The following is a 25,266-nucleotide window of genomic DNA, read 5'->3' on the forward strand; positions in this document are numbered from 1 at the left end:
CAACGCGACCGGTCCGGTGCCGGCCGCGCCGTGATCCAACATAGAGCGCCGCTCAGTTGACGGGCATGGCCAGGTCCCTGCTCCCCGCCGCACTCTCCGTCGCGCTCGCCGCGACGCGCTCTCCTGCCCGCCTCGACGGCCCGGCGATCACCCTGCGATAGATCGCCTCGTACGCGCGGGCCATCGTCTCCACCCCGAAGAAACGCTCCGCCCGGGAGCGGCAGGCGTGCGGGGCGAGCACGCCGGCCGCCTCGATGGCGGCGGGGAGCTCCGCGGGGGCGCTCCGGATGAATCCGGTGACCCCGTCCACGACCACCTCGGGCACCGCGCCCCGGCCCAGGGCGACCACGGGCGTGCCGCAGGCCATGGCCTCGATCATCACCATCCCGAACGGCTCCTCCCAGAGGACCGGGAAGACCAGACACCTGGCCGCGGCCAGCAGCTCGCGTTTGCGGGCGGTGTCGGCCTCGCCGACGTATTCGGCGTCGGGACCCAGGCGTGGCCTGACGTAGGCGTCGAAGTAGTCGTGCTCGGTCTTCTCCGTGAGCTTGCCGGCCAGCAGGATGCGCCGCCCGGCCGCACGGGCGGCGTCGATGGCCAGGTGGGCGCCCTTGTCCTCGCTGAACCTGCCCAGCCAGAGCGTCCAGTCCTCCTTGCGTTCCCTGAAGGGGAAGGCCTCGACGTCGACCGCGTTGTGGACGACCCCCGCCCAGTTCAGGTCGGGGGCGATACGCCGCTGGGCCTCGGAGATGGCGACCATGGACATGCCCGCGCCGAGCACCCGGTAGTACTCGCCGTACTCGCCCCCCACCTCGCCGTGGCAGGTGATCATGGTCGGCACGGCCTGCGCGGGCGCGGTCAGCGGACCGGCCAGGGAGTGGTCGTGGATCACGTCCACGACGAGCTTCGAGCTCATCGCGTACGCCCTGGCGGCGTGCAGGACCTCGGGCAGCGCCTCGCCGATCCGCTCGGACGGCGCCCGCCCGTAGGTGGCCAGGAAGCGCGCCGGCGTCCCCGCCGTGCCCGCCCCGATCATCGTGACGTCGTGCCCGCGCCGGGTCAGCCCGGCGACGAGGCCCGCCACCATCGACTCGATGCCCCCGTAGCCGTGGGGCGGTACGTCGTACCAGGGCGGCGCGACCATCAGGATGCGCATGCCGTTGGACCAGCCCGGGACAGCTCTGGAAGAAACCATGGCGACCTCACCTGGAGAGAGACGAAGGAAACGGTCAGTGCACCTGCCTCAGGGCGGCGGTCAGCGGGCTGCGCGGCGCGTTGATCAGGGTGATCCCGTCCGGCAGCCCGCTGATGGCGGCGCCGGACGCGCCGACGTCGATCGTGACCCTGGAGTCCGCGAGCGGCAGCCCCTGGATCCGCAGGCCCTCCAGCCCGACCGGATCCAGCCACACCCGCCCGTAGGGAATCCACGGCTCGAAGCGCAGCAGGCTCCTGACCAGCTGGATGGGGCTCGCCGCGGCCCACGCCTGCGGGGAACAGGAGGTGGGGTACGGCACGGGCCAGGTGAACTCGGCCCGGTCGAACCCGCAGAACAGCTCGGGCAGCCGCCAGCCGAAGGCCTCGGCCGCGTCCAGCAGGCCGTAGGCGATCCGCTGCGCCTCCCGCGTGAAGCCGTAGCGCATCAGCCCGGACGCGATCAGGGCGTTGTCGTGCGGCCAGACCGAGCCGTTGTGGTAGCTCATCGGGTTGTAGGCGCCCATGGTGGAGGCGAGGGTCCGCACCCCGTACCCGGTGAACATCTCCGGCGAGAGCAGTCGCTCGGCGACCTGTGCGGCCCGGTCCTCGTCGACGATGCCGGCCCACAGGCAGTGCCCCATGTTGGAGGCGAGACTGTCGATGGCGCGCCCGGCGCCGTCGAGACCGACGGCGTAGTAGCCCCGGTCCGGCAGCCAGAAGCGCTCGTTGAAGGCGTCCCTGATCCGGCTCGCGCGGGCCGTCCACTGCTCCTCCAGAGTCGCGTCGCCGACCTCGTGGGCGAAGTGGGCGCGGGCGATGTAGGCGGCGTAGACGTAGCCCTGGACCTCCGCCAGGGCGATGGGCGGGCGGGCGAGGGTGCCGTCGGCGAAGTTGATGCCGTCAAAGGAGTCCTTCCATCCCTGGTTGATCAGTCCGTGGTCGGTCTTGCGCCGGTAGGACAGGAACGGGTCGGCGCACCTGTTGATCCAGTCGAGGGCGGCGTCGGCGTGCGGCATGAGTTCCTCGACGGCCTCCCCGTGCATGCCCCATCGGCGCAGTTCGCCCAGGACCATCACGAACAGCGGGGTCGAGTCCACCGAGCCGTAGTAGGCGCGGCCGACCTGCGGCGAGGCGCCGACCTGGGTCCCGAAGCGGAGCTCGTGCAGGATCTTGCCCGGCTCCTCCTCGGTGAGCGGGTCGTTGACGGTGCCCTGGAGCCTGGCCAGGCGGCGCAGGGTGCCCAGCGCCAGGCACTGGTCCATCTGGAGCGCCATCCACGAGGCCAGCAGCGAGTCGCGGCCGAACAGGGTCATGAACCACGGCGCGCCCGCGGCGATGGTCGGCGGTTCCTCCGGCCTGTCGGATTCGAAGAGCCGGAGCGCGCCGAGATCCTCCTTGGAGCGTTCCAGCACCTTTGCCAGGAGGCGGTCGGAGGTGACGACGACCGGGCTGAGGCGCTCCCAGTCGGCCCGGCGCCTGGCGGGCTCCGCGTGCTCCAGGGGATAGCGCGTGGAGAACCAGGCCGGCGACTCCTCGCCCTCCAGGATCGGGTTGACCTGCAGGCTGACGGTCCACTCGCCCCGGGTGGGCACCACGACCCTGAAGATGAGCATGCCCGGCACGGCGAACGGCGCCGGCTCCGCCACCACCCTGGTGCCGCGCGAGCGGCAGGCGGAGATGATCAGCAGCCCCGATCTGTCGGCCGTCATCTCCACGTCGGCCACGTGCCTGACCCGGCCCGCTTTCACCTCGAACAGGTCCGCCACATCGGAGGCCACGTGGATGTCGACGACGCATCCGGCGGGCTCGTCGGCCAGGTTGCGCAGGGTCAGGTCCTCACGGAGGCCACCGCCGACGTAGCGGTCCCTGATCACGAGCAGACTGCTCTCGGCCCGCCCCGGGCGGGGGCCGGCCCTGCCGAGGAACGTCGCGTGGTACGGCTCGGCCGGCAGCACCCTGAGGGGCTCCACCGCCGTCTCGTCCACCCTGAGCTCCCAGCGCGAGAGCAGCCGGGTGTCGGCGTGGTAGACACCCTGCGCCCCGCCGGGCCGGATGTCGCCGTTGCGCGCGCACACGCAGAAGGAGCCACCCTCGACCAGGGTGACCGTGGTGTCGCCCAGCGGACCCGGTTGCCCCTCGAACGTCCATGCGTTCAATGCTCACTCCAGCCTGTGCGATATGTCGGCTATCTAGCCATTCCCACATAAAAGGAGAGAGAACTAGGCAAAAGAGGTCCATTATCACGTTTTGCCCGATAAAAGAGCTTTTGTCCGATCCGGCTTGATATTCCGCTCCCGGGCGCCATCACCCACCCACCGACCCTCCGTCCGTCCATTGCGACAAAAACCGCAAAAAACAGGCTCCGTCACATCGGTTGGAGTCACAGCCTGGAAGATCCTGGCACACCGGAAGGCAAACCGATAGTAGTCATCTCATTACCTAGAGTGACTAGCGACAGGAGGATGCCGTGACAGGTATCGACCGGCGAGGATTCGCCAGGCTGGCCGGGCTGGGCGCGGTGGGGGCCATGGGCTCCGCCGTGGCCCCCATGGCTCCCACGGTCTCGGCCGCCCCGGCCCCCACCGGCACCCGGCGGGAGCCGCGCGACGGAGAGCGCTGGGACACCTGCCTGAAGGTGGCACGGGATCTGCTGCTGATCGACGAGGACGGCGCGGACCTCAAACTCGAATACCTCAGGGTGCTGATCGACAAGGGCCTGCCCAGGACCCGCAGCCCCAAGAGGATCCTGGTCGTCGGCGCCGGGATCTCCGGCCTGGTGGCCGCCACGCTGCTGAAGCGGGCCGGGCACAAGGTCACCGTCATCGAGGCCAACGGCAACCGGATCGGCGGCCGGATCAAGACCTTCCGGACCGGTTTCGCCGACCGACGGCAGTACGCCGAGGCGGGGGCGATGCGCATCCCCGACTTCCACCCGCTCACCCTCGCGCTGATCGACAAGCTCGGCATCTCCCGCCGCCTGTTCTACAACGTCGACGTGCGGCCCGGCGACGCGGCGAGCGGACCGACACCGCCGGTCGTCTACACCTCGCGCCGCGGACCGGTCTGGCGCTCCGGGCCGTCCCGCGGGGAGTTCACCGCACCGCAGCGGGCGAACCACACCTGGATCCGGGTCAACGGCATCTCGCAACGGCGCGACGAGTACGCCAGGGACCCACGAAAGATCAACGCCTCGTTCGGGCTCAGGGACGACAGGACCGCGGGAAGGATCCTGGACGAGGCGCTGGATCCGGTCAGGGACTACTTCTCCGTCGTCCGCGGCTCCGAGCGGGTCGACAAGCCGCTGCCCGAGCTGATCGAGGGCTGGGCCCGCGTGCTGTACGAATTCGACGACCACTCCATGAACCGCTTCCTCCGGGAGCACGCCAGGCTGAGCGACGCGGCCATCGACGCCATCGGCACCATCGAGAACCTGACCTCCCGGCTGCCGCTGTCGTTCATGCACACCTTCCTCACCCGGAGCCTGGTCAACCCGTCGGCGACCTACTGGGAGATGGCCGGAGGCAGCCGGGAGCTGCCCTACCGGCTGGAGCCCGGGCTGCGCGGGAACATCCGGATGGACCGCCGGGCCGTGCGGATCCAGCACACCGCCCGGGGGGTGCGCGTCGAGACGGTCACCGAGACGGGCAGCACCGAGTCCGTCTCCCGGCCCCAGGGCAGGGGCGAGACGTTCGAGGGAGATCTCGCGATCATCACGATCCCGTTCTCCGCGCTGCGCCACGTGGAGATCACCCCGGCTCTGCCCTACCCGAAGCGGCGCGCGGTGATCGAGCTGCACTACGACTCCGCGACCAAGGTGCTGCTGGAGTTCCGCAGGCGCTGGTGGGAGTTCGACGAGCGAGACTGGAAGCGCGAGCTGGGCCCCCGCTACCGCCCTGGGCCCGCGAGCCACGTGACGGGCGGCGGCTCGGTCACCGACAACGCCAACAGGTTCATCTACTTCCCCTCACACCCGGTGCGCGGCAGCGAGGGCGGCGTCGTGCTGGCCAGCTACGCATGGGCCGACGACGCCTCCCGGTGGGACTCCATGGACGACGCCGAGCGCTACGGTCACGCGCTGCGCGGACTGCAGGAGGTGCACGGGGAGCGCATCGCCGACTTCTACACCGGCCATGGCCAGACCCAGAGCTGGCTGCGCAACCGCTACGCCTTCGGCGAGGCCGCGGTCTTCACCCCGGGCCAGATGACCGAGATCCACCCCGCCATCACCGCACCCGTCGGGCGGCTGCACTTCGCGGGCGAGCACACCTCGCTCAAGCACTCCTGGATCGAGGGCGCCCTGGAGTCGGCCGTCCGTACGGCTCTGGAGGCCAACGCCTGACGGCGCCGTCCACCCGGCGCGTCCACCCGGCGCGCGCGCCGGGTGGACGCGCGCTCAACGGAGGGTGCCGTTGGTCATGCCCACCGGCTCCTCCGGCACCGTGACCAGGCCGAGTTCCGCGGGCGATGCCACCAGGGAGTGGTCGGGAACGACCCGGACCGTGTAGCCGAAGGGGCCGGTGCGCTCCAGCGGGATGGTCCCGCCGAAGACGGCCCTGCCGTCGTCACCCACGTTCTCGACCGTCAGGTCGGCGTAGGCGGGGGCGGCCAGGTCGTCGTGGTCCCCGACCCGACCGTAGGCCGCCTGAACCCGGATGTCACCGGGCTCCAGCTCGCCGAGGACGATGGTGGCCTTCAGCCCCAGGGACGATCCGAGCTCGGGGGTGTCGCCGAGACCCGAGGCCTCCACGTGCTCGACCCGCACGCCCGGCCAGGCCCTGCCGACCCTGAGCTTCCACGCCGCGAAGCTCCTGGCCTGCTCGTACCCGTCGCCGGACAGGGCGCGCGCGGAGGAGGCCGCGGGAGCGTAGAGACCGACCACGTAGTCGCGGAGCATCCGCCCGGCGAGCACCTTGGGGCCGAGCGAGGTCAGGGTGTGCCTGACCATTTCCAGCCAGCGCCGGGGCAGGCCGTCCGCGCGGTCGTAGAACCGGTCGGCCACCTCGTGCTCGATCAGGTCGTAGAGGGCGGTGGCCTCCAGCTCGTCGCGGCGGTCGGGGTCGGCGACGCCGTCGGCGGTGGGGATGGCCCAGCCGTTGGTGCCGTCGTACCACTCGTCCCACCAGCCGTCGCGGATGGACAGGTTGAGCCCGCCGTTGAGCGCCGCCTTCATGCCGGACGTGCCGCACGCCTCCAGCGGGCGGAGCGGGTTGTTCATCCACACGTCGCAGCCCTGGACGAGTAGCTGGCCCAAGGCCATGTCGTAGTCGGGCAGGAAGACGATGCGGTGCCGCACGTCCTCTGCGTCGGCGAACTTCACGATCTGCTGGATGAGCTTCTTACCGCCCTCGTCGGCCGGGTGCGCCTTGCCCGCGATCACGATCTGGACCGGCTTGACCGGGTCGAGCAGCAGCGCCCGGAGCCTTTCGGGGTCGGACAGCATCAGGGTGAGCCGCTTGTACGAGGGCACCCGGCGGGCGAAGCCGATGGTCAGCACCTCGGGGTCGAGGGCTTCGTCGATCCAGCCGAGCTCGGGCGGGGAGGCGCCCCGGTTGAGCCACGACTGGCGGAGCCGGGCGCGAGCCGCCCTGACCAGCTTCTCGCGCAGCCTCCCCCGGATGCCCCAGACGTCGCCGTCGGAGATCTTGGTGATGCTCTCCCAGCCCTGGGCCTGCTCGACCAGCGTGGGCAGCTCCTGGCCGGCCAGCTCCATGATCTCGCGGCCCACCCAGGTGGGCGCGTGCACGCCGTTGGTGATGAACCCGATCGGGACCTCGTCGGCGTCGAAGCCGGGCCAGAGCCACTGGAACATCTCCCGGCTCACCGCGCCGTGCAGCTCGGAGACGCCGTTGACGCGCTGGGCCAGCCGCATGCCCATCGCGGCCATGTTGAACTTGCCCGGCTCGTCCTCGGCGCCGAGCGCGAGGATGCGGTCGGTCGGGACCGTGGGCCACGCGTTGTCGCCGCCGAACTGGCGGGCGATCATCTCCGCGGGGAAGCGGTCGATCCCGGCGGGCACCGGAGTGTGCGTGGTGAAGACGGTGCCGGCCCGCACCGCCTCCAGCGCCTCGTCGAAGGAGAGCCTGGCCTCGGTGAGTTCGCGGATGCGCTCCAGTCCGAGGAAGCCGGCGTGCCCCTCGTTGGTGTGGAACACCTCGGGCTCGGCGTGCCCGGTGACCCGGCAGTAGGCCCGGATGGCGCGGACGCCGCCGACGCCGAGCAGCAGTTCCTGGAGCAGGCGGTGATCGGTGCCGCCGCCGTACAGGCGGTCGGTGACGTCGCGGGCCGCGGTGTCGTTCTCGGCCACGTCGGAGTCGAGCAGCAGCAGCGGCACCCTGCCGACCTGGAGCACCCAGACCTGGGCGTGCAGCGTGCGCTGCTCGGGAAGGCTGAGCTTGATCCGTACCGGGGTGCCGTCCTGCTCCTTCAGCAGGGTCAGCGGCAGGCCGCCCGGATCGAGGGAGGGGTAGTGCTCAAGCTGCCAGCCCTCGGGCGAGAGGGACTGGGTGAAGTAGCCGTGCCGGTAGAGCAGGCCGACGGCCAGGATGGGCACGCCGAGGTCGCTGGCCGCCTTGAGGTGGTCGCCGGCGAGAATGCCGAGGCCGCCGGAGTACTGCGGCAGGGCGGCGGCGATGCCGTACTCGGGCGAGAAGTAGGCGATGCTCCGGGGAGCGTCGGAGATGGTCTGGTACCAGCGGGGAGCGGTCATGTATTCGCGGAGATCGTCGGCCGCGTCGGCCAGCCGCCGCAGGAAGCGGCGGTCGGCGGCGAGCTCGCGGAGCCTTTCGGCCTCCACCGCACCCAGCAGGGCGACGGGGTCGTACCCGACACGCCCCCAGATCGCCGGATCGACCTCGCCGAACAGATCCAATGTCTCCGGGTGCCACGACCAGCGCAAATTCAGCACGAGCTCCCCGAGGGAGGCCAGCTCGGGGGGCAGGACGGTGCGGACGGTAAACCTGCGAATAGCTCTCACGGTGCCAGACCCTAGTTACTCAGCGCCACGAGGGCGACTCAAACACTCACCCGTCTCCCTCTCACCGTTATCAATCACCCCCAAACACATCAAAGGCAGGTGATCGACTGTTAGGACAACTCGCCGAAGAGTAAGAGGTCCCGCACTCTATCCACCGGCACGCATGAAGATGGACTATTAGGGCACCGGACATACGAGCCAGAATGCACTGCCCTCGGAACCGGCCGTCCCGGCAGGGCAGGGTTCCGCCCTGCCCCGAGAGCGGCCGCCGGGGACGATTGAAAATCGAAGATCCTTCCTTGCTGACTTCCCCGGCGGTACCGGGCGTGCCGCCGCTACCTTGAGACGCGATGATCGGACGAATCCCAATCCTGGACATCTACCCCACGGTCGAATGCGGGCGTTACCCCGCGAAGGCCGCCGCGGGTGAGACCTTCGAGATCTCCGCGACCGTGTTCCGCGAGGGACACGACGCGGTCGCCGCAGGGGTCGTGTTCACCGGCCCCGACGGCGTGCGCGGGCCGCTGCTGCCCATGGGCGAACTCGGGCCCGGCACCGACCGCTGGGGCGTGGAGGTGACGCTGCCCACCGAGGGCGAGTGGCGCTTCCGGGTGGAGGCCTGGGGTGACCCCCTGGCCACCTGGCTGCACGACGCGGGCATCAAGATCCCGCGCGACCTGGACGCCGACCTGATGTGCGAGGAGGGCGCCCGGCTCTTCGACCGTGCGGCGAGAGCCGTACGGGCCGCCGACTGCGGGCCGGCGACCGGCGGTGTCGCGACCGGCAGGCCGGTGAGCGGCAGGACCCCCGCGGCGAGGACCGCGAGACGGGGCAAGGTCACGCAGGCACACGCGTGCGGGCACCGCGCCGCGCTCCAGGCGGTGGCCGCCAGGCTCCGTGACACCCGGATCGACCCGCGTGCCCGGTTCACCGTCGCCCAGCTTCCGGAGACGGCCGCGCTGCTGCACGCGCACCCCCTGCGCGCGCTGATCACGAGGTCGTCGCCGCGCTCGGTGGTGGTCCACCGCCGCAGGGCGCTGTTCGGGTCGTGGTACGAGTTCTTCCCACGCTCCGAGGGCGCGATCATCGAGCGGGACGCAGCCCCCAAGTCCGGAAATTTCCAGACTGCCGCGAAGCGGCTGCCGGCCGTCGCGAAGATGGGCTTCGACGTCGTCTACCTGCCGCCGATCCACCCGATCGGGCAGAGCTTCCGCAAGGGGCGCAACAACACCCTGACCCCCGAACCGTACGACCCCGGCTCGCCCTGGGCGATCGGCTCGCAGGAGGGCGGTCACGACGCCATCCACCCCGACCTGGGCACCTTCGAGGACTTCGACGCCTTCGTGGCGAAGACCCGCGAGCTGGGCATGGAGGTCGCCATCGACCTGGCCCTGCAGTGCGCCCCCGACCACCCGTGGGTCACCGAGCATCCGGAGTGGTTCAACATCCGCGCCGACGGCTCGATCGCCTACGCGGAGAACCCGCCGAAGAAGTACCAGGACATCTACCCGCTGAACTTCGACAAGGATCCCCAGGGGATCTACGAGGAGATCAGGCGGGTGGTGCGGCTCTGGATGGATCACGGCGTGCGGATCTTCCGGGTGGACAACCCGCACACCAAGCCGGTGGCCTTCTGGGAGAGGCTGCTGGCCGACATCAACGCCACGGACCCGGACGTGCTGTTCCTGGCCGAGGCGTTCACCCGGCCGGCGATGATGCGGACGCTGGCCAAGGTCGGTTTCCATCAGTCGTACACGTACTTCACCTGGAAGAACTCGCGCTCGGACGTCGAGGAGTACCTGAGCGAGCTCTCCCACGAGACGTCGTCGTACATGCGGCCGAACGTGTTTGTTAACACTCCGGACATTCTCCACGAGTACCTTCAACATGGGGGAGTCCCGGCATTCCTCATCAGAGCAGTACTTGCGGCGACGGCGATGCCGACCTGGGGCGTCTATGCAGGTTATGAACTTGCGGAGAATGTACCGGTTAGACCAGGCAGTGAGGAATATCTAGATAGTGAGAAATATCAATACAAACCCCGTGATTGGGTAGGGGCTGAGCGGGAAGGACGTAGCCTTGCCCCGTTCATCACGCAACTCAATTTGTTCCGAAGAGCGCACCCGGCGCTCCAGGAACTGCGTAATCTACGGTTTCACAGCGTTAACCATCCGGACATGATCTGCTTCTCCAAGCGGCTGCCCGGCGCCTACGACACGGCCACACGACGGCACGGCCTGGGCGACGTGGTCCTCGTGGTCGTGAATCTGGATCCGCACAACACCCACGAGGCGACGGTGTCGCTGGACATGCCCGCCCTCGGTCTCGACTGGCAAGCCGAGTTCGTCGTGGACGACGAACTGTCGGGCGAGTCGTATCGGTGGCGGCAGGACAACTACGTGCGCCTCGATCCCCACATCCACCCAGCGCACGTCTTCACTCTGCGTGCAGCGGCGGCGAACCAGCGGTGAGCCGGCCGGGTACGCGTATACCGGCAGAACAGCGGGGAGTCCACTGGTGAGTCAGCTACCTGAGCCAATTCCGAACACCTTCGACGAGGAAGAGCCGCGCGATCCCTACTGGTTCAAGCGCGCCGTCTTCTACGAGGTTCTCATCCGGGGTTTCGCCGACTCCAACGGCGACGGCACCGGAGACATCCGCGGTCTCATCCAGAAACTGGACTACCTCCAGTGGCTCGGCGTCGACTGCCTCTGGCTGCTGCCGCTGTACGAGTCGCCGCTGCGCGACGGCGGGTACGACATCGCCGACTTCATGAAGATCCTTCCCGACTTCGGGGACCTCGGAGATTTCGTGAAGCTGGTCGACGAGGCGCACAAGCGCGGCATGCGGGTCATCGCCGACCTGGTGATGAACCACACCAGCGACCAGCACCCGTGGTTCCAGGCCTCCCGGCACGACCCCGAGGGTCCTTTCGGCGACTTCTACGTCTGGAACGACCACGACGAGCTCTACAAGGACGCCCGGATCATCTTCGTAGACACCGAGACGTCCAACTGGTCACACGACCCGGTCCGGGGACAGTACTACTGGCACCGCTTCTTCTCGCACCAGCCGGACCTCAACTACGAGAACCCCGACGTGCAGGACGCGATGCTGGAGGTGCTCCGCTTCTGGCTGGACCTCGGCATCGACGGGTTCCGGATGGACGCCATCCCGTACCTGTTCGAGCAGGACGGCACCAACTGCGAGAACCTGCCCAGGACCCATGAGTACCTGAAGCGGGTCAGGGCGGAGGTCGACCGGCTCTACCCCGACCGGGTGCTGCTGGCCGAGGCCAACCAGTGGCCCGCCGACGTGGTCGAGTACTTCGGCGACCCCGCCACCGGTGGCGACGAGTGCCACATGGCGTTCCACTTTCCGCTGATGCCGCGCATCTTCATGGCGGTCAGGAGGGAGTCGCGTTACCCGATCTCGGAGATCATGGCCCAGACGCCGAAGATCCCGGAGAACTGCCAGTGGGGCATCTTCCTCCGCAACCACGACGAGCTCACGCTAGAGATGGTGACGGACGACGAGCGCGACTACATGTACTCGGAGTACGCCAAGGATCCCCGGATGCGCGCCAACGTCGGCATCCGGCGGCGGCTGGCGCCGCTGCTGGAGAACGACCGCAACCAGATCGAGCTGTTCACGGCGTTGCTGCTATCCCTGCCCGGTTCTCCCGTGCTGTACTACGGCGACGAGATCGGCATGGGGGACAACATCTGGCTGGGCGACCGCGACGGGGTCCGTACCCCGATGCAGTGGAGCCCCGACCGCAACGCGGGATTCTCCGACTGCGACCCCGGCCGGCTGTATCTCCCGGTCATCATGGACCCGATCTACGGCTACCAGGCGCTCAACGTCGAGGCCCAGCAGCGGAGCGCGGGCTCGCTGCTGCACTGGACCAAGCGGATGATCGACATCCGCAAGCGCCACTCGGTCTTCGGTCTCGGCGCGTTCACCGAGCTGAACTCCTCCAATCCGAGCGTCCTGGCCTACGTACGGGAGCTCGGCGACGACCGGATCCTGTGCGTCAACAACCTCTCCAGATTCCCTCAACCGGTGGAGCTGGACCTCCGCCGCTTCGAGGGATCGATTCCGGTGGAGACGATGGGCGGGGTTCCTTTCCCGCCGATTGGCGAACTTCCGTATCTTTTGACGCTCCCTGGGCATGGGTTCTACTGGTTCACCCTGCCGCCCGTATCCCAGGAGGCGTAAAGCCGTGTTGACGGAGCTCCTTACCGGTTGGATCACCCATCAACGATGGTTCGCCGGTAAGGGGCGTCCGATCGACAATCTCGTCGTCGACTCGGACGTGCAACTCGGACCCCGCCTGCGCCACCTGGTCATCTCGGTGCACCAGGCCGGGGCACGCGACCGGTACCAGCTGCTGCTCGGCACCGACGCGCCCGATGAGTACCGCTTCAAGCCCGCCCACATCGGCGAGGACTACTACGACGCCGCCTATGACGCCGACCTCACCTGCGTCCTGCTGACAGGCATGGCGGAGAACCGCGATCTGGGCCCGCTCCGCTTCCGGCACCTCGACGGGGTGGAGATCAACACCTCCCTGCGGAGCCTGGTGCTCAACGCCGAGCAGTCCAACACCTCCCTGGTGTACGGCGACACCTACATCTGCAAGCTGTTCCGCCGCCTGACCCCCGGGGTCAACCCGGAACTGGAGATCGTCACCGCCCTGGCCCTCCGTGACGGCACCCACATCGCGCGGCCGTACGGCTGGATCGAGACCGACCTCGACGGCGAGCCCACCACGCTGGCGATGACCCAGGAGTTCCTGTCGAACTCCAACGACGGCTGGGCGCTGGCGCTGGCCAGCGTCCGCGACCTCTACGGCGCCCTGGAGTCCTCGGCCTCGGAGGCGGGCGGCGACTTCAGCGCCGAGTCCTTCCGCCTCGGCGTGGCCACCGCCCAGGTCCACCACGAGCTGGCCGCCGCCTTCCCCGTCGACGTGATCGAGTCGCAGGAGGTCAAGCGGATGGTCGAGGAGTTCGGCCGCCGCCTGGCCGTCGCGGTCGCCGAGGTGCCCGAGCTCCGCGAGCACGCCCATGTCGCCGAGGAGGCCTACCAGCGGGTCTCCGAGGTGGCCAGGGAGATACCGGTCCAGCGCGTCCACGGCGACTACCACCTCGGCCAGGTGATGCGGACCCCCACAGACTGGATCATCCTCGACTTCGAGGGCGAGCCTGGACAGCCCATCGCCGAGCGCCGGGCCCTGGCCTCACCGCTGCGCGACGTGGCCGGGATGCTCCGCTCCTTCGACTACGCGGCCCGCCACCTGCTGGCCGACCACGTCGACGCCGACGAGCTGCGCCCCCGCGCGGTCGAGTGGGCCGAGCTCAACCGCTCCTCCTTCCTGGCCGGCTACTCCGCCGGAGGCGGCCACCTGCGCGCCGAGGACGCCGTCCTGCTCCGCGCCCTGGAACTCGACAAGGCCGCCTACGAGGTCGTCTACGAGGCCCGCAACCGTCCGACCTGGCTGCACATCCCGATGGCCGCCTTCAGAACCGGCCATTAGGCGCCCGCCCGCGGCGCGCGGAGATCGCCGGCGTCGCCCCTCATCGGGACGGCCGCCGGTCGGGGGACCGGCGGCCGCACGAACATCTCAAGAGGTCAGCGGAGCTTGCGGACCTCCACCTTCTCCTTGCGGTAGTTGTTGCCATTGCCGTCGGGCTTGTAGTTGCTCTCCACGTTGCCCGCGATGTCCACGGCGAACCAGTGGACGTCGGAGGTCTTGTCGAGTGTGATCTGCTGGGAGCCCTCGCGCATTCCCGCGGCGAGAAGCTTGGTGGAGTTCAGCGTCGGCCGGCTGCCGTCCAGGGTGTAGTAGACGTTGGCGGGCTCGTCGACCTCGAAGGTGAACGTGGTCGACGTTTCGGTCCGGTCGGTCACCTTCACCTTGGAGGCGGGTTTCTTCTTGTCATCGGCGTACTCACGGGCCACCTCCAGGATGCCGATCTGGCCGGACGAGAACTCCATCGCCTCCTCGTGGCCCTCGGCGAACGGCGGCTGGAAGCCGACCGCCTCGAAGCGCTTGGTCTCCGGGTTGTAGACGTCCGCGCCGACCTCGAAGCTCCAGCCGATGATGCCCCGGTTGTACCAGTGCTCGTCGGCGCTGTTACCGGCCGCGGAGTACAGCACGTCCGGTATCGGACCGGTGCGGCCCGGCCAGATACCGTTGCCGCGCCAGGACTGGACGCTGGAGAGGATGTGGCTGGAGGCACTCCAGAAGAAGTTCTCCGTACCGAAGTCGGGCCGCGGCAGCGTCTCGCGCCCGGCGGTCTTGTACGCGCCCGGAGCCCACATGAAGTAGCCGCCGTAGGAGTGCGTGTTCATCGCGAACTTGATGTTCGGGTACTGCTCGGTGATCCAGACCTCGTTGCGCGCCTCCGGCTCCGACAGCTCGGCCGGGCCCGCGTAGGTGCCGCTGGTGCAGGTCGCCGAGGCACCGCTGTAGCCGTCGAACAACGAACCGACCGAGAAGTTGCGGTTCAGGTCCACACCCCAGGCGTTGCGGTTCGCGGGGTCGGCCGCGTTGACCGGGCAGTGGTTGGTCATGGTCTTGCGCTGCATGTTGTAGTCGTACACGCTGTAGTGCCCGCCGTCGGGGTTGACCGTGGGCATGATGAAGATGTCGAGGTTGTCGACCAGCTTCTTGGTCTGCCCGTCACGGGCGTAGTTGCGCAGCAGCCGCTCGGCGGTCTCCACACAGGTCAGCGGGGTCACCCATTCGCGGGCGTGCTCCTGGCAGTAGAGGAACACACCGACCTTCGAGCCGTCCCGCTGCTTACCGATGCGCAGCGCCTTCATCTGGAACGGGTCGCGCGAGACGGTGGCCGGCGCCTTGAGGTTGTCGGTCAGCTTCGTCGCCGCGGCCGCGGCGACGAGACCGGCACCGGCGTTGCCCCGGTAGGTGGCGGCGGTCAGCAGCGCCGACGCCGCGGCGTTGCCGTTGAGCGCGTCCACCACCGCCTTGGCGGTGCTGCTGATCGCGGAGGACTCGTTCGTGCCGAGGTTGACCACGACGTCCTTGCCGCTCACCGAGACGCTCAGCGCGGCCGAGGCGGCGTCCGGCTTCACCAGGGCGACGCTGATGTCGTTGCCGCCCTCGTGCCCGTACGCCTTGGAGGTCACGTAGAGCGTGCTCGCCGCGACCGTGCCGAACTGGGCCTGCGCCTGCCGGCGGTAGCCGTTCGTCTTGTACGGCAGATTGACGATCTGCGAGATCTTCGGGAACTCCTGGGCCAGGCCGGAGATCCGGTCGGTCACCTCGGTGGGGTCCATGTAACGGTCGACGAAGTCCGCGACGTAGTGCTTCTTCGGGGCCTTGCGCTTCTCACCCAGCCACTTGGTCACCGGAACCGTGACCGTACCGCCGCGGTTGCTGGTGATGGTGGCCTTGGTGGGAACCGCGGTGAGGGCCAGCGGCGAGCTGAACCGGTGGTACATGTACTGGCCGGCATCGGTGAAACGCGACATCGTCGCGGTGCCGCCCGAGTCGGGGGCCGTCCCCTTGCCGCTGTCCCAGGTGACGGTGAGCACCGTCGCCGCGTCGATGGCGCTCGACTTCACCTCGATCGACAGGAAGTTCTGGTCGTCGAGACTGGTGAACCACTCGGCGCGGAGCGGGGTCAGCGTGTCGACCTCCGCCGCCGCCTGGATCTCGGCCGCGACGGCGCCCCGCCGCTGGATCAGGTTATCGGCGACCTCCGTCTGGTCGGAGATCTTGCCGACTATGTTGAATCCGAGATCGCGGAGGTTCTGAGCCTCCTCTGGGCTCAGTATCGCGTGCATCTCGAACCCGCCGTCGACGGGCTTCTTGTACTCCGCGAGGTCGATTCCCATGGAGTTGAGCCGGTCGATGCCGGCCTCGTCGGGGACGATGACGCGCAGCAGCGCCACGCCGTTCTGTTCGGTGCTGGACTGACGGTCGGGGACAACCTCGCTGGCCGGCGGGGACGGCTCGGCGAGAACGGGGAACGAGCTGAGGCTCAGGACGATGGGAAGAGCGAGCACGACCGTGATACGGCCGAGCCTCCTGCCATTGAGAGAACTCCTCATGAGAGATGCCTCCAGTTGGCGCACGCCTCCGGGTATTGGGTCAGCCCGGCAGAAAGTACGCAATTGGCAAGAATCTTCGCCAGAGGACGGATCTTCGTCAAGGCCTCAAATCAATGCATTCTACGCATCTAACAACTTTAGGGTAAAATTTATATGAAATTTATACATAAGGTACATGTTTTGAGATGTAGTCGCCGTAGCTCTCAACCTCAAATTTTGCCGGATATAATCTAATTTGTCGCCTTTAAGGTGGTTTGAGGGTAATTCTGCCCCCGCTGCCGCCTTCTCGCCGGGTGACCGGCCGCAGCACGGCCCGCCACCGGACGCGGATCTCCGCGCCCAGGGCGTCGGTGTGCGCTCCGACCGGCGGCACCCCGCCCGCACGGGACCCTCCGGACGGTTTCCAGACCCGGCCCCGGCTCACGGAGTGTCCGCGCCGACGCGGTGAGCCACTTTCACCGGCATGCCGTCTCGGAGACCCGGCGAGGATTCATGGTCACCGCGAGCGCCCACGGGTTCACTTCGAGTGGGGCATCAGCACCTTGTCGATGATGTAGACGGTGGCGTTCTTGGTGCCGATGTCGCCACAGACCACCTTGGCCCTGCCGGAGACGACGAAGCTCTGACCCGAGCCCTTGACGGTGATCTGGCCGCCCTGCATGGTCTTCAGCGGCGCGCCGACCAGCTGGGACGGGGTCTTCTTGCCTTCGACCACGTGGTAGGTCAGCACCTTTGTCAGCAGCTTCTTGTCGGCCAGCAGCTTCTTGAGGGCGCCCGGCGGCAGCTGGTTGAAGGCCGCGTTGTTAGGGGCGAAGATCGTGACGTCCTTGACCGTGTAGAGCTTGTTGGTCAGACCCGCGTCCTTGATGGCGGTGCTCAGGGTGGACAGATCCGGGTTCTCGGCCACCGCGGTGGTGACCCGCTCCCTGGCCGCGTTGCTGAGGCTGCCCCTGCCCGTGGCCGGCAGGGCCGAGCAGCCGGGGCCGACCGGCTTGCCGCTCACGCCGGCCGACGGCGTCGGGGTGGGCGCGGAGTGGGTGGCCGCCCCCGCGGCGACAGGGAGCGCGCTCAACATCAGCACGCTCAGCCCGGAGACGAGAAGTTCCTTCTTCATGGGACCTCCTGATTCGGATGCATGAGCCGCCGGCTATACGCCCCAGCGGTTCATGCCGCCTGCTCACTGGCCACCTTCCCCGCAAATAGCCATCTATCGGGCATATAGCCATTAAATGCCTAAAACAGATCAGAATGTTCACCAGTAAGACGGCACCCCAGGTCACCCCCACACCGAATCAGGGCACAGAGTAATCAAACAAACTCATAGAGTGACAGCATGGCCCCACCGCTACCCGGCCCGCTGGCCCACCTGGCACCACTACTGGACCACTACGGCTACCTGGCCGTCGGCACGCTGATCTTCATGGAGGATTTCGGCATTCCCGTCCCCGGGGAGACGATCCTGCTCACCGCCGCGATCTACGCCGGGGCCGGGCAACTGCACCTCGCCGCCATCGTGCCGATCGCGGTGCTGGCCGCGGTGGCCGGGGACAACCTCGGCTACCTGATCGGCCGCACCGGCGGTCGCGCCTTCATCCGCCGCTGGGGCCACTACGTCCTGCTGCCCCCGGAACGCTTCCAGAAGGCGGAGCGGTTCTTCGAACAACACGGCGGCAAGGTCGTCGTCGTCGCCCGCTTCATCGCGGGACTGCGCGAGGTCAACGGCATCGTCGCGGGCACCATCGGCATGCCCTGGCTCCGCTTCCTGGCGTTCAACACCCTCGGCGCGGCGCTGTGGGTCACGGTGTGGACGGTGCTGGGATACACCGTGGGCAACTACATCGGCGAGGTGTACGACGAGATCGCCCGCTACTCCACCTACCTGCTCCTCGCCCTGGTCGTCCTGGCCGCCGGACTGATCGCCCGGCACCTGCTACGCCGCCGCCGCGACCGCCGGTGACACCGGAAAGCGTGTCGACCATGGTAGGCGACCAGGCTGGAGCCGATGGGAGGCAGGAGGCGGCCTTCACCGCCTTCGAGGACCGCCACGACGGCGGAGGGGCCGGACGGTCGGCCTCCCCGGTAACCGAAAAGGCGGATGGCCACGAAAGGATGTTCGTGATCATCCGCCTGCGGCGTCACAGGACGGTTCAGGAAGCCCGTGCCCCCGCGGTGTTCGGCTGCTTCCGTGTTCTCAGCCGCTTCCCGTCCGCGTCCTCGTCCTCGTAAACGGTCCAGTTGATCCGCGTCCCGGCTGTCCGCCCCGTGGGCGGCGTCAGATAAGCGAAGGCACCGCAGTTGCCGGGCCATGCCGGGTTTTCCCCGCTGCCGGGGGTCGGGTTGACCACGCACGCCGTCTGCGCGACCCTGCCGTTGTCGCTCAGCACGGTGACGTACAGGCGCCTTCCCAACGCCGCCAGGGTGACACCGACCACGTTGCCGGGGTAACCGGCCACCGACGAGAGGTCGTGCCAGTTCGGAGTGGTTCTCGGATCCCGGAGAAGGGTCCGGCCGTCGCCGGGGACATAGCCGAGGTATTCGGTGTTGTCATTGAAAGCCGAGTCGATATCGATTCCCGGCCCCGGGGGACCCTGCGGGCCCGGGTCGCCCTCCTCGCCCTCCTCGCCCTGAGGACCCGCCGGACCCACCGCACCCGCAGGACCCTGTTCGCCCTGGTCTCCCTTCCCGCCCTTCTCGCCTTGAGCACCCGCAGGACCCGCAGGACCCGCCGGCCCCTGAGCACCCTTCTCACCCGCCGGCCCCTGAGCACCAGCCGGACCTTGCAGACCTATCAGACCCTGCAGACCCCGCACACCCTGCGAACCCGCAGGACCCTTCTCACCCTTCTCACCCTTCTCGCCCTGCGAACCCGCAGGGCCCTTCTCACCTTGCGGACCCGCAGGACCCTGACCGCCCTTCTCACCTTGCGGACCCGCAGGACCTGCCGAACCCGGATCACCCTGTGTGCCCTTCCTGCCTTCCGGGCCCCGTTCCCCCCGAGGTCCGGGGAAACCCATCGGGCCTCGCTCACCCTCGGGACCTTCCGGACCCTCCGGACCTCGAGGTCCTGGAACACCCTGTATCCCCTTACGTCCCCGCCGTCCGCGCTCGCAGAATCTGTGACAACGGTGGCACGAACGGCCGCAACGGCGGCAAGGTCCGTGACGGCACTCCCCGCGGTGGTCGACGGATGCGACGGGACCGCCACCCTTGACAACCGCTCCGGCAGAGGTGCCCGGCACGGGCCCAGCCATCGCACTCACCGGCGCCTGGCTCAACAGCACCGTCCCCGCCGTGGTCACGACGACGGCACACTTCAAGAGGCGGCGGCTGACAGGACCCCCGGCCGGCTCGCTCCCATGAGGAATCAACGCATTTCCCTTTTCAGTGAGAATCCGATTTTTTATCATTTCCAGTGATCCAAATCGGAAGTACCCGCACACCAAAAAGGAAAACGCATCCTCCATTTTCGGGTCAGCAAACAGATGGCATTTCGGGGAAAACCAAATCCACCCCGACGGGACTTCTTCGCATTTTATGTACGAGTAGACAATTCAACCTAAAGCGCCAGTTACTACGGCCCTATTCCCTGAAATGCGCCGAACGCGATATCACGGGAGCCGTACGGCAGGATGCGTCGGCCGAGCCGAGGTCGTCGCCGTCCCCGATCACCATCGAGGCGACCGCCGCCTGAGGTCACGGCCGCCGAGGCCCCTGTCGTCCCGGCGGAGCGGATCGAACCGGGCCTCAGGCGCCTGGCGGAGAGCTTCCGCGCCGCGGCGGACTCGCGGGACTCTCAGGGTTGATGTTCTTCGGGTGGCTTGGAGACATCTTCTGTCCAGCGGTGGGCCGAAACCCTTCACCTGCCGACTGACAGTCGACGTCAAATACTGAAAAATTATGTATTGATGATCAAAATCATCAATGTTACGTTGATGCCGTTTCGTTTACTGATCTTCTTCAACTGAAGAGAGACGGCACATGGGAAAACGTCGCTCGAAGCGAAAAATCCTGGTCTTAGCACTGGTGGTCGTGCTGGGGGCAGCACTCACACCACCGGCCATCGCAGAGTCATCCCAGGTCACCCCCTCGGTCACGCCCGCAGCGGCCGAGGAGCCAAAGACCGAGCGCGAGGTCCGCGTCAGCTTCAGGTACGCCGACGGGACCACGCTCACCACGGATCAGTTACGGACCAAGGTCGCGAAGGCGACCGAGCCGCTCACGCCGGAGCAGGCACAGCGCGAGGCCAAGCAGGTCGCGGTCGCCACCGGTCAGAAGTCCTACCGCGACTCCGCCGAGTTCGGTGACGGCGAAGAGGAAGCGGGCAGGATCGCGGCCCTGGCCGAGCCGCCGGACGAGCCCGACAGCGGCTTCGTCGACACCTGCCTGTCACTGCCGGGCGCGGAGAGCGCGGTCGGCCGTATCCACAACAGGTTCCAGTACTGCCAGCGCGGCACGATGATCTTCGACTACTGGAAGATCTACACCAACAAGCCGCCGGAGCACGAAGGAACGACCGAGGCCAAGTACAACATCATCGGCCTGTCCAGCAACCAGACACGCAAGGCCCGGATCTACTTCAGGATCGAGAAGGACTCGGTCGACTACGACTGGGGCCTGATCGACAACTGGGTCACCGCGCCCGGCCAGTCCTTCGTCGCGGTCGGCGACTGCCAGGAGTCGCCGACCTACTGCCACGGCGCGTTCTCCGGCATCGACCGCACCTGGAGGGACTGGGATCGCGGAGATTGGGCCAAGTGGGACATCTACTCCCATGAGGACCAGTCCAGCTACCAGGACAAGGTGCTGTACCACAAGTGGTTCATCAGGTTGACCTCCGGCGAGGAGGGGGAGTTCAAGATGATCGATGACATCCACACTCCTGACCGGATGATCCGTTGTGACTCGGCCGGCTACTTCCAGCACGCCCCGAATGCCTGCGTCTTCAGCGAGGTGCTCCCGCACATCACCTACTCCACCGGCGACAGGGATCTCGAATTGGTCGCCTTCCACATCAAGACGGCCCAGGACTTCCCCAACGACACCTACCCGCTACTCGTCCCGCCGGGCGTGCCAAGCCCGCGCGACAAGAAGATGCCCGGCCGGCTGGGCAGCGAGAGCGACCCGGGCCTGCACCGCTACGACCCCGCGAACACCACGGTCGCCAGGTCGAACGAGGCGCACAAGGAGGCCGCCTGCTACCGCACCGGCACCGAGCGGGACTGGTACTTCGACCTGTGGTTGCCCACGCCACCCCAGCCGCCCGCCGAGCAGTGCGACGAGTACCCCTTCGCCTCCACGATCGAGGGCGCCGCACACCCCGACTGGGACTTCTCGGTCCGGCCCGTACCGCAGCGGCAGAACTCCGTCGCGGGCGGCAGGCTGCGTGCCTACTACACCGGCGACCGCATCCTGCACACCTCGACCGACCCCAACGCGCCCGTCCAGGACGAGTTCTGGGTGAACATCACCGACGGCGGCAGCGGTGGCTCGCTACCCGCCCCTGTCAACGAACCGCCCACGGCCAACGCCGGGCCCGATGTCACCGGTGACGAGGGCGCCCGCATCACGCTCAACGGCTACGCCCACGACCGCGAGTCCACACCCGCCCTGACCTGGACCGTGAGCCCCGTCTCCGGCACCGACGCGGGCGCCGCCTGCGTGGTGGCCGAACCGCACGCCGCCCGCACCACCGTCACGTGCAACGACGACGGTGAGTTCGTGGCGACGCTGACGGCCAGCGACGGTGTCAACGGTCCGGTCAGTGACCGCGCGAGCGTGACCGTACGCAACGTCGCCCCCAGGGTCTCCGGCTCCGGCGGCTCGCTGCGCGGCTCGGCGACCGCCGACCTCAACGGCTTCGGCCCCGAACCGTGGTCGGTCTACCGCGCCGGCACCGACGTCACCGTCACCGTGCCGGTCAGCGACCCCGGCACGAACGACACCCACACCTGCGTGGTCGTCTGGGACGACGGGGTCAGGGAGGAGTTCGCCGCCACGGGCAAGCGCTGCGACCGCACGCACCGCTACGCCCACCCCGGCATGTACACGATCAGCGTCACCGTCACCGACGACGACCTGGGTACCAGGAACCGGCAGACCATGGTCGTGGCCTACGACCCCGACGCCGGATTCGCCACCGGCGGCGGCCACTTCGTCTCGCCCGCACCCATCGAGGGCAAGGCACACTTCCAGTTCAACCCGAAGTACCTGCCCGCCGACCAGGGACCCGAGCCGGGCAACGGCAAGGTCACCGTCCGCGTGCAGGGAACGGACTTCGAGATCAGATCGGACCGTCTCGAATGGCTGGTGGTGACCCCCGACGACCGGCTCGCCGTGAAGGGCGAAACGGCGGACGGGCGAGGCTTTGTCCTGTACGGCTACGATCCCGGACGGCTCAGGCTCGTGGTGTGGGACCTGAAGACCGGGGCCTACCCGGTACGGGCCAAGCTTTACGACAACCGGCCTTCGCTGGAGTACGACCTGGACCTGGCCGATCCCCAAGAGATCACCGCGGGATCGGTGCAGGTGCACAACTGACCGCTGATCTGATGTGAGGGCCCGCCTCGTTCGCCGATCAAGGCGTCCGGGGCGGGCTCTCGTACCGCGGTGACCGGCGAGCACGCCCGCCTTTCGGATCCGTCATAACGTTTGCCTGCGAACCACATCCCCATACACCGCTTTTACTCGGCCTGTGGAACGCTCTGGGCAAAGCAGACGACGAAGATCGAGTGGGGACCAGGTGGCATCGAGTACTGGGGGATCGACATGGTGGCGTCCTGGACGGGCGGTCGCCTCAGCCGCGGGAGCCGTCATGACGGCGATGCTGGCGGCGAGTTGTTCCTTCGGCGGCACTCCGGACCGGGCGGTTCCCGACGCGCGACAGGCCGACGCCCCCTCAACGGCGGCGGCCGGCCCCTCAACCGCGGCGTCCAACAGCAAGATCCAGAAAGCGCCGGCGGTGGACCCCGCATGGCCTCGTTGGGGGTTCACCCACACGGGGGTCAGCGCCAACAACGTCACCCCGCAGTTCGAACAGGAGGTGAGCCGGAGGCTCGCCCAGACCCCGATGCTGCAGAACCAGCACATCATGGGGTTCGGGGCGCTCAACCCCCAACCGCGCCCGCAGGAGTTCTACTGGGAGGACCTGGACAGCCGGACGAACCTCATGAGGCAGTCCGGCGGCACACAGATCATCACGCTCTGCTGCGCCCCTGACTGGATGAAGGGCGGCCCCGAGGGCCCGACCGAGGACTCGGCCTGGGCCGAGCACCTGGAGGACGCTCCCTACCCCAAGCACTTCGACGACTTCGCCAAGCTGTCGGCGACCGTCGCCGCGAAGTACCGCGACGTCGAGTACTTCATGGTCTGGAACGAGTTCAAGGGCTTCTGGAAGGACCACTCCAAACCCGCGGACTTCAAGGGCTACACCGATCTCTACAACAAGGTCTACGACGCGGTGAAGGCGGTCCGGCCCGACGCCAAGATCGGCGGCCCCTACCTCGGCTTCGACAGCAACAGGACCGGCAAGTCCGAGCTGCGGGGCACCTGGGGAGTCGTCAACCAGAACGCCCTGGACGCTTTCAACTACTGGTTCGAGAACAAGAGGGGCGCCGACTTCATCGTGGTCGACGGCGCCTCGCTGACCGACGCCCACGAGTTGCTGCCCGACGCGTTCGGAGCACTGAGCAAGTTCAGCGCGGTCACCACCTGGCTGCGCGACAAGACCGGCGACCTGCCGGTCTGGTGGTCGGAGTGGTACTTCGTCCCCGAGGACAACACCACCTGGCCGGAGCCGATGCGGCTCGCCGTCCAGGCCGCCTCGATGATCGAGTTCGCCAAGAGCGGCGCCGCCACCGTGCTGTACTGGAATCCGCAGGTCAAGGAGGGCACCTGCCAGGGCTGCATGTGGGACCCGCGGACCGGTGCCGAGCTCCCGACCGGCAAGCTGGTGGCCGACTTCACCACCTGGTTCCCGGCCGGAGCCGAACTGGAGCACGTCACCTCCTCCGACCCCAAGGTCCGGGTGCTCGCACAGCCGCGGCGGCTGCTGATGGTCAACACCACCGACGCGAAGATCACCACGACCGTGGACGGCAGGTCGTTCGCCCTCCAGCCCTACGAGATCAAGTGGAGCGACCGCTAGCCCCAGGACGTCGCCGCCGGACACATCCCGGACGGGGCCGTGATCGGCGTACGGATGCCACCGGCCTTCCAGCCCCACCGCCGCGCCTGCTCACGGCGGAACGATCGTCCAGGCCGAACCGGTCTTTCGAGATGATGAGCGCAGGACGCTGTGCGGGATCGGGGAGATGAGCGTGGGGCAGAGGAGCGGGCCGTTGCGGGCCACCCGGTGGTTCGCTGACACACCGGTGCCGGCGGGCGACATCGTGCGGGTGCTGGAGGCGGCTCGCTGGACCGGGTCGGCGCGCAACCGCCAGCCGTGGAGGTTCGTCGTGGTCAGGGACCGCGGCCTGCAGCAGAGGTTGAGCCTGCTGGGAGGCTACGCGGCTCACCTGGCCGCCGCTCCCGTGGTCGTCCTGCTCGCGGTGGACCACGGCACGGGCGGCGAGGACGCGGAGTTCGACGCGGGCCGGGCCGCCCAGAGCCTCATGCTCGCCGCGCACGACCTCGGCCTGGGAAGCTGCCCGGCCTCGTTCTTCCCCGCCTCCAACGCCGAGCGGGCCGGCCGGATGGTCGGCGTCGAGGCTCCGTGGCAGGTCAGGACCGCGATCTCCCTCGGTCACCCCGCACCCGCGCCTCGCGGCAGGTCCGCGATCCCCTCGGGCCGCCTGCCGCTGAACGAGCTGGTCCGCTGGATCGGCCCCTGAGCGGCTGCCTTCTCACCGGCTGCTGTGCGGGGTCCGGCGAAGGGTCATGTCGGGCAGCGCCTCCACGTTGCGGCTGCCATCGCCGGTGCCGAGGACGGTGATGCCGGTCAGGGTCCGGTTCTCAGTCGCGGGTCGGTGATCCCGCCGGGGCAGGCGAGCCGGGCGACGTCCCAAGATCGGCCGGTTCCG

14 protein-coding genes are annotated in these 25,266 nt (G+C 68.2%); 8 read left to right on the plus strand and 6 right to left on the minus strand.

The genetic code is table 11. The features are described 5' to 3' along the window. Positions 1 to 52: 52 nt before the first annotated feature. Both ACWD3H_RS16380 and ACWD3H_RS16385 read right to left on the minus strand, forming a co-directional pair. The gene (locus tag ACWD3H_RS16380; protein WP_355565277.1) at positions 53 to 1,195 is read right to left on the minus strand and encodes a glycosyltransferase family 4 protein; all 1,143 of its coding nucleotides are present in this window, start codon (positions 1,193 to 1,195) and stop codon (positions 53 to 55) included. 34 nt (positions 1,196 to 1,229) lie between these two features. Then, positions 1,230 to 3,350, minus strand: a complete 2,121-nt coding sequence (locus ACWD3H_RS16385; RefSeq protein WP_451955530.1) for an amylo-alpha-1,6-glucosidase — start codon at positions 3,348 to 3,350, stop codon at positions 1,230 to 1,232. A gap of 311 nt (positions 3,351 to 3,661) precedes the next feature. On the opposite strand from ACWD3H_RS16385, the gene ACWD3H_RS16390 reads away from it, so the two are divergent. Next, positions 3,662 to 5,533, plus strand: coding sequence for an FAD-dependent oxidoreductase (locus ACWD3H_RS16390; protein ID WP_451955531.1), 1,872 nt, complete (start codon positions 3,662 to 3,664; stop codon positions 5,531 to 5,533). Between the two features lie 54 nt (positions 5,534 to 5,587). Here the strand turns inward: ACWD3H_RS16390 and glgP are convergent, their stop codons facing one another. After that, on the minus strand, positions 5,588 to 8,167 hold the full coding sequence (glgP, locus tag ACWD3H_RS16395) for an alpha-glucan family phosphorylase (protein WP_451955532.1): 2,580 nt from the start codon (positions 8,165 to 8,167) through the stop codon (positions 5,588 to 5,590). A 350-nt stretch (positions 8,168 to 8,517) separates the two neighbouring features. Here glgP and ACWD3H_RS16400 point away from each other — a divergent pair, with 350 nt between their 5' ends. Genes ACWD3H_RS16400 through ACWD3H_RS16410 form a run of 3 tightly spaced genes read left to right on the plus strand, consistent with a single transcriptional unit; the run spans position 8,518 to position 13,706 of the window. Next, positions 8,518 to 10,638, plus strand: a complete 2,121-nt coding sequence (locus tag ACWD3H_RS16400; RefSeq protein WP_451955533.1) for an alpha-1,4-glucan--maltose-1-phosphate maltosyltransferase — start codon at positions 8,518 to 8,520, stop codon at positions 10,636 to 10,638. A gap of 46 nt (positions 10,639 to 10,684) precedes the next feature. Next, positions 10,685 to 12,388: a maltose alpha-D-glucosyltransferase gene (gene treS / locus ACWD3H_RS16405; RefSeq protein WP_355568254.1), complete on the plus strand. Its 1,704-nt coding sequence runs from the start codon at positions 10,685 to 10,687 to the stop codon at positions 12,386 to 12,388. A 4-nt stretch (positions 12,389 to 12,392) separates the two neighbouring features. Next, the gene (locus ACWD3H_RS16410) at positions 12,393 to 13,706 is read left to right on the plus strand and encodes a maltokinase N-terminal cap-like domain-containing protein (RefSeq protein ID WP_355568251.1); all 1,314 of its coding nucleotides are present in this window, start codon (positions 12,393 to 12,395) and stop codon (positions 13,704 to 13,706) included. A 95-nt stretch (positions 13,707 to 13,801) separates the two neighbouring features. Here ACWD3H_RS16410 and ACWD3H_RS16415 read toward each other — a convergent pair whose 3' ends face one another. Both ACWD3H_RS16415 and ACWD3H_RS16420 read right to left on the minus strand, forming a co-directional pair. Further along, positions 13,802 to 16,249, minus strand: a complete 2,448-nt coding sequence (locus ACWD3H_RS16415; protein WP_451955534.1) for a M14 family zinc carboxypeptidase — start codon at positions 16,247 to 16,249, stop codon at positions 13,802 to 13,804. A 517-nt stretch (positions 16,250 to 16,766) separates the two neighbouring features. Then, a complete protein-coding gene (locus ACWD3H_RS16420; RefSeq protein WP_451955535.1) occupies positions 16,767 to 17,363 on the minus strand; it encodes a fasciclin domain-containing protein in 597 nt (198 codons plus the stop codon). A 219-nt stretch (positions 17,364 to 17,582) separates the two neighbouring features. Between ACWD3H_RS16420 and ACWD3H_RS16425 the strand changes: the two genes are divergently transcribed. Then, complete coding sequence (locus tag ACWD3H_RS16425) at positions 17,583 to 18,206, plus strand: DedA family protein (RefSeq protein ID WP_350965663.1); 624 nt, start codon at positions 17,583 to 17,585, stop codon at positions 18,204 to 18,206. Between the two features lie 190 nt (positions 18,207 to 18,396). Here ACWD3H_RS16425 and ACWD3H_RS16430 read toward each other — a convergent pair whose 3' ends face one another. Further along, positions 18,397 to 18,894 (minus strand): hypothetical protein, encoded by a 498-nt coding sequence (locus tag ACWD3H_RS16430; protein ID WP_451955536.1) that lies wholly within the window; start codon positions 18,892 to 18,894, stop codon positions 18,397 to 18,399. A 1,333-nt stretch (positions 18,895 to 20,227) separates the two neighbouring features. Between ACWD3H_RS16430 and ACWD3H_RS16435 the strand changes: the two genes are divergently transcribed. The 3 genes from ACWD3H_RS16435 (at position 20,228) to ACWD3H_RS16445 (ending at position 25,077) form a co-directional block, all read left to right on the plus strand. After that, positions 20,228 to 22,786, plus strand: a complete 2,559-nt coding sequence (locus ACWD3H_RS16435; protein WP_451955537.1) for a PKD domain-containing protein — start codon at positions 20,228 to 20,230, stop codon at positions 22,784 to 22,786. Between the two features lie 274 nt (positions 22,787 to 23,060). Then, positions 23,061 to 24,392 (plus strand): xylan 1,4-beta-xylosidase, encoded by a 1,332-nt coding sequence (locus tag ACWD3H_RS16440; RefSeq protein WP_451955538.1) that lies wholly within the window; start codon positions 23,061 to 23,063, stop codon positions 24,390 to 24,392. A 172-nt stretch (positions 24,393 to 24,564) separates the two neighbouring features. Then, on the plus strand, positions 24,565 to 25,077 hold the full coding sequence (locus tag ACWD3H_RS16445) for a nitroreductase family protein (RefSeq protein WP_451955539.1): 513 nt from the start codon (positions 24,565 to 24,567) through the stop codon (positions 25,075 to 25,077). Positions 25,078 to 25,266: the final 189 nt, after the last annotated feature.

The organism is Streptosporangium sp. NPDC002607, from assembly GCF_053592655.1.

What these genes read in the sequence shown, in the direction of transcription:
- ACWD3H_RS16380 (WP_355565277.1), bottom strand. Translation starts at nt 1,195, where the DNA reads ATGGTTTCTTCCAGAGCTGTCCCGGGCTGGTCCAACGGCATGCGCATC.
- ACWD3H_RS16400 (WP_451955533.1), top strand. Translation starts at nt 8,518, where the DNA reads ATGATCGGACGAATCCCAATCCTGGACATCTACCCCACGGTCGAATGC.
- ACWD3H_RS16415 (WP_451955534.1), bottom strand. Translation starts at nt 16,249, where the DNA reads ATGAGGAGTTCTCTCAATGGCAGGAGGCTCGGCCGTATCACGGTCGTG.
- ACWD3H_RS16420 (WP_451955535.1), bottom strand. Translation starts at nt 17,363, where the DNA reads ATGAAGAAGGAACTTCTCGTCTCCGGGCTGAGCGTGCTGATGTTGAGC.
- ACWD3H_RS16425 (WP_350965663.1), top strand. Translation starts at nt 17,583, where the DNA reads ATGGCCCCACCGCTACCCGGCCCGCTGGCCCACCTGGCACCACTACTG.
- ACWD3H_RS16435 (WP_451955537.1), top strand. Translation starts at nt 20,228, where the DNA reads ATGGGAAAACGTCGCTCGAAGCGAAAAATCCTGGTCTTAGCACTGGTG.
- ACWD3H_RS16440 (WP_451955538.1), top strand. Translation starts at nt 23,061, where the DNA reads ATGACGGCGATGCTGGCGGCGAGTTGTTCCTTCGGCGGCACTCCGGAC.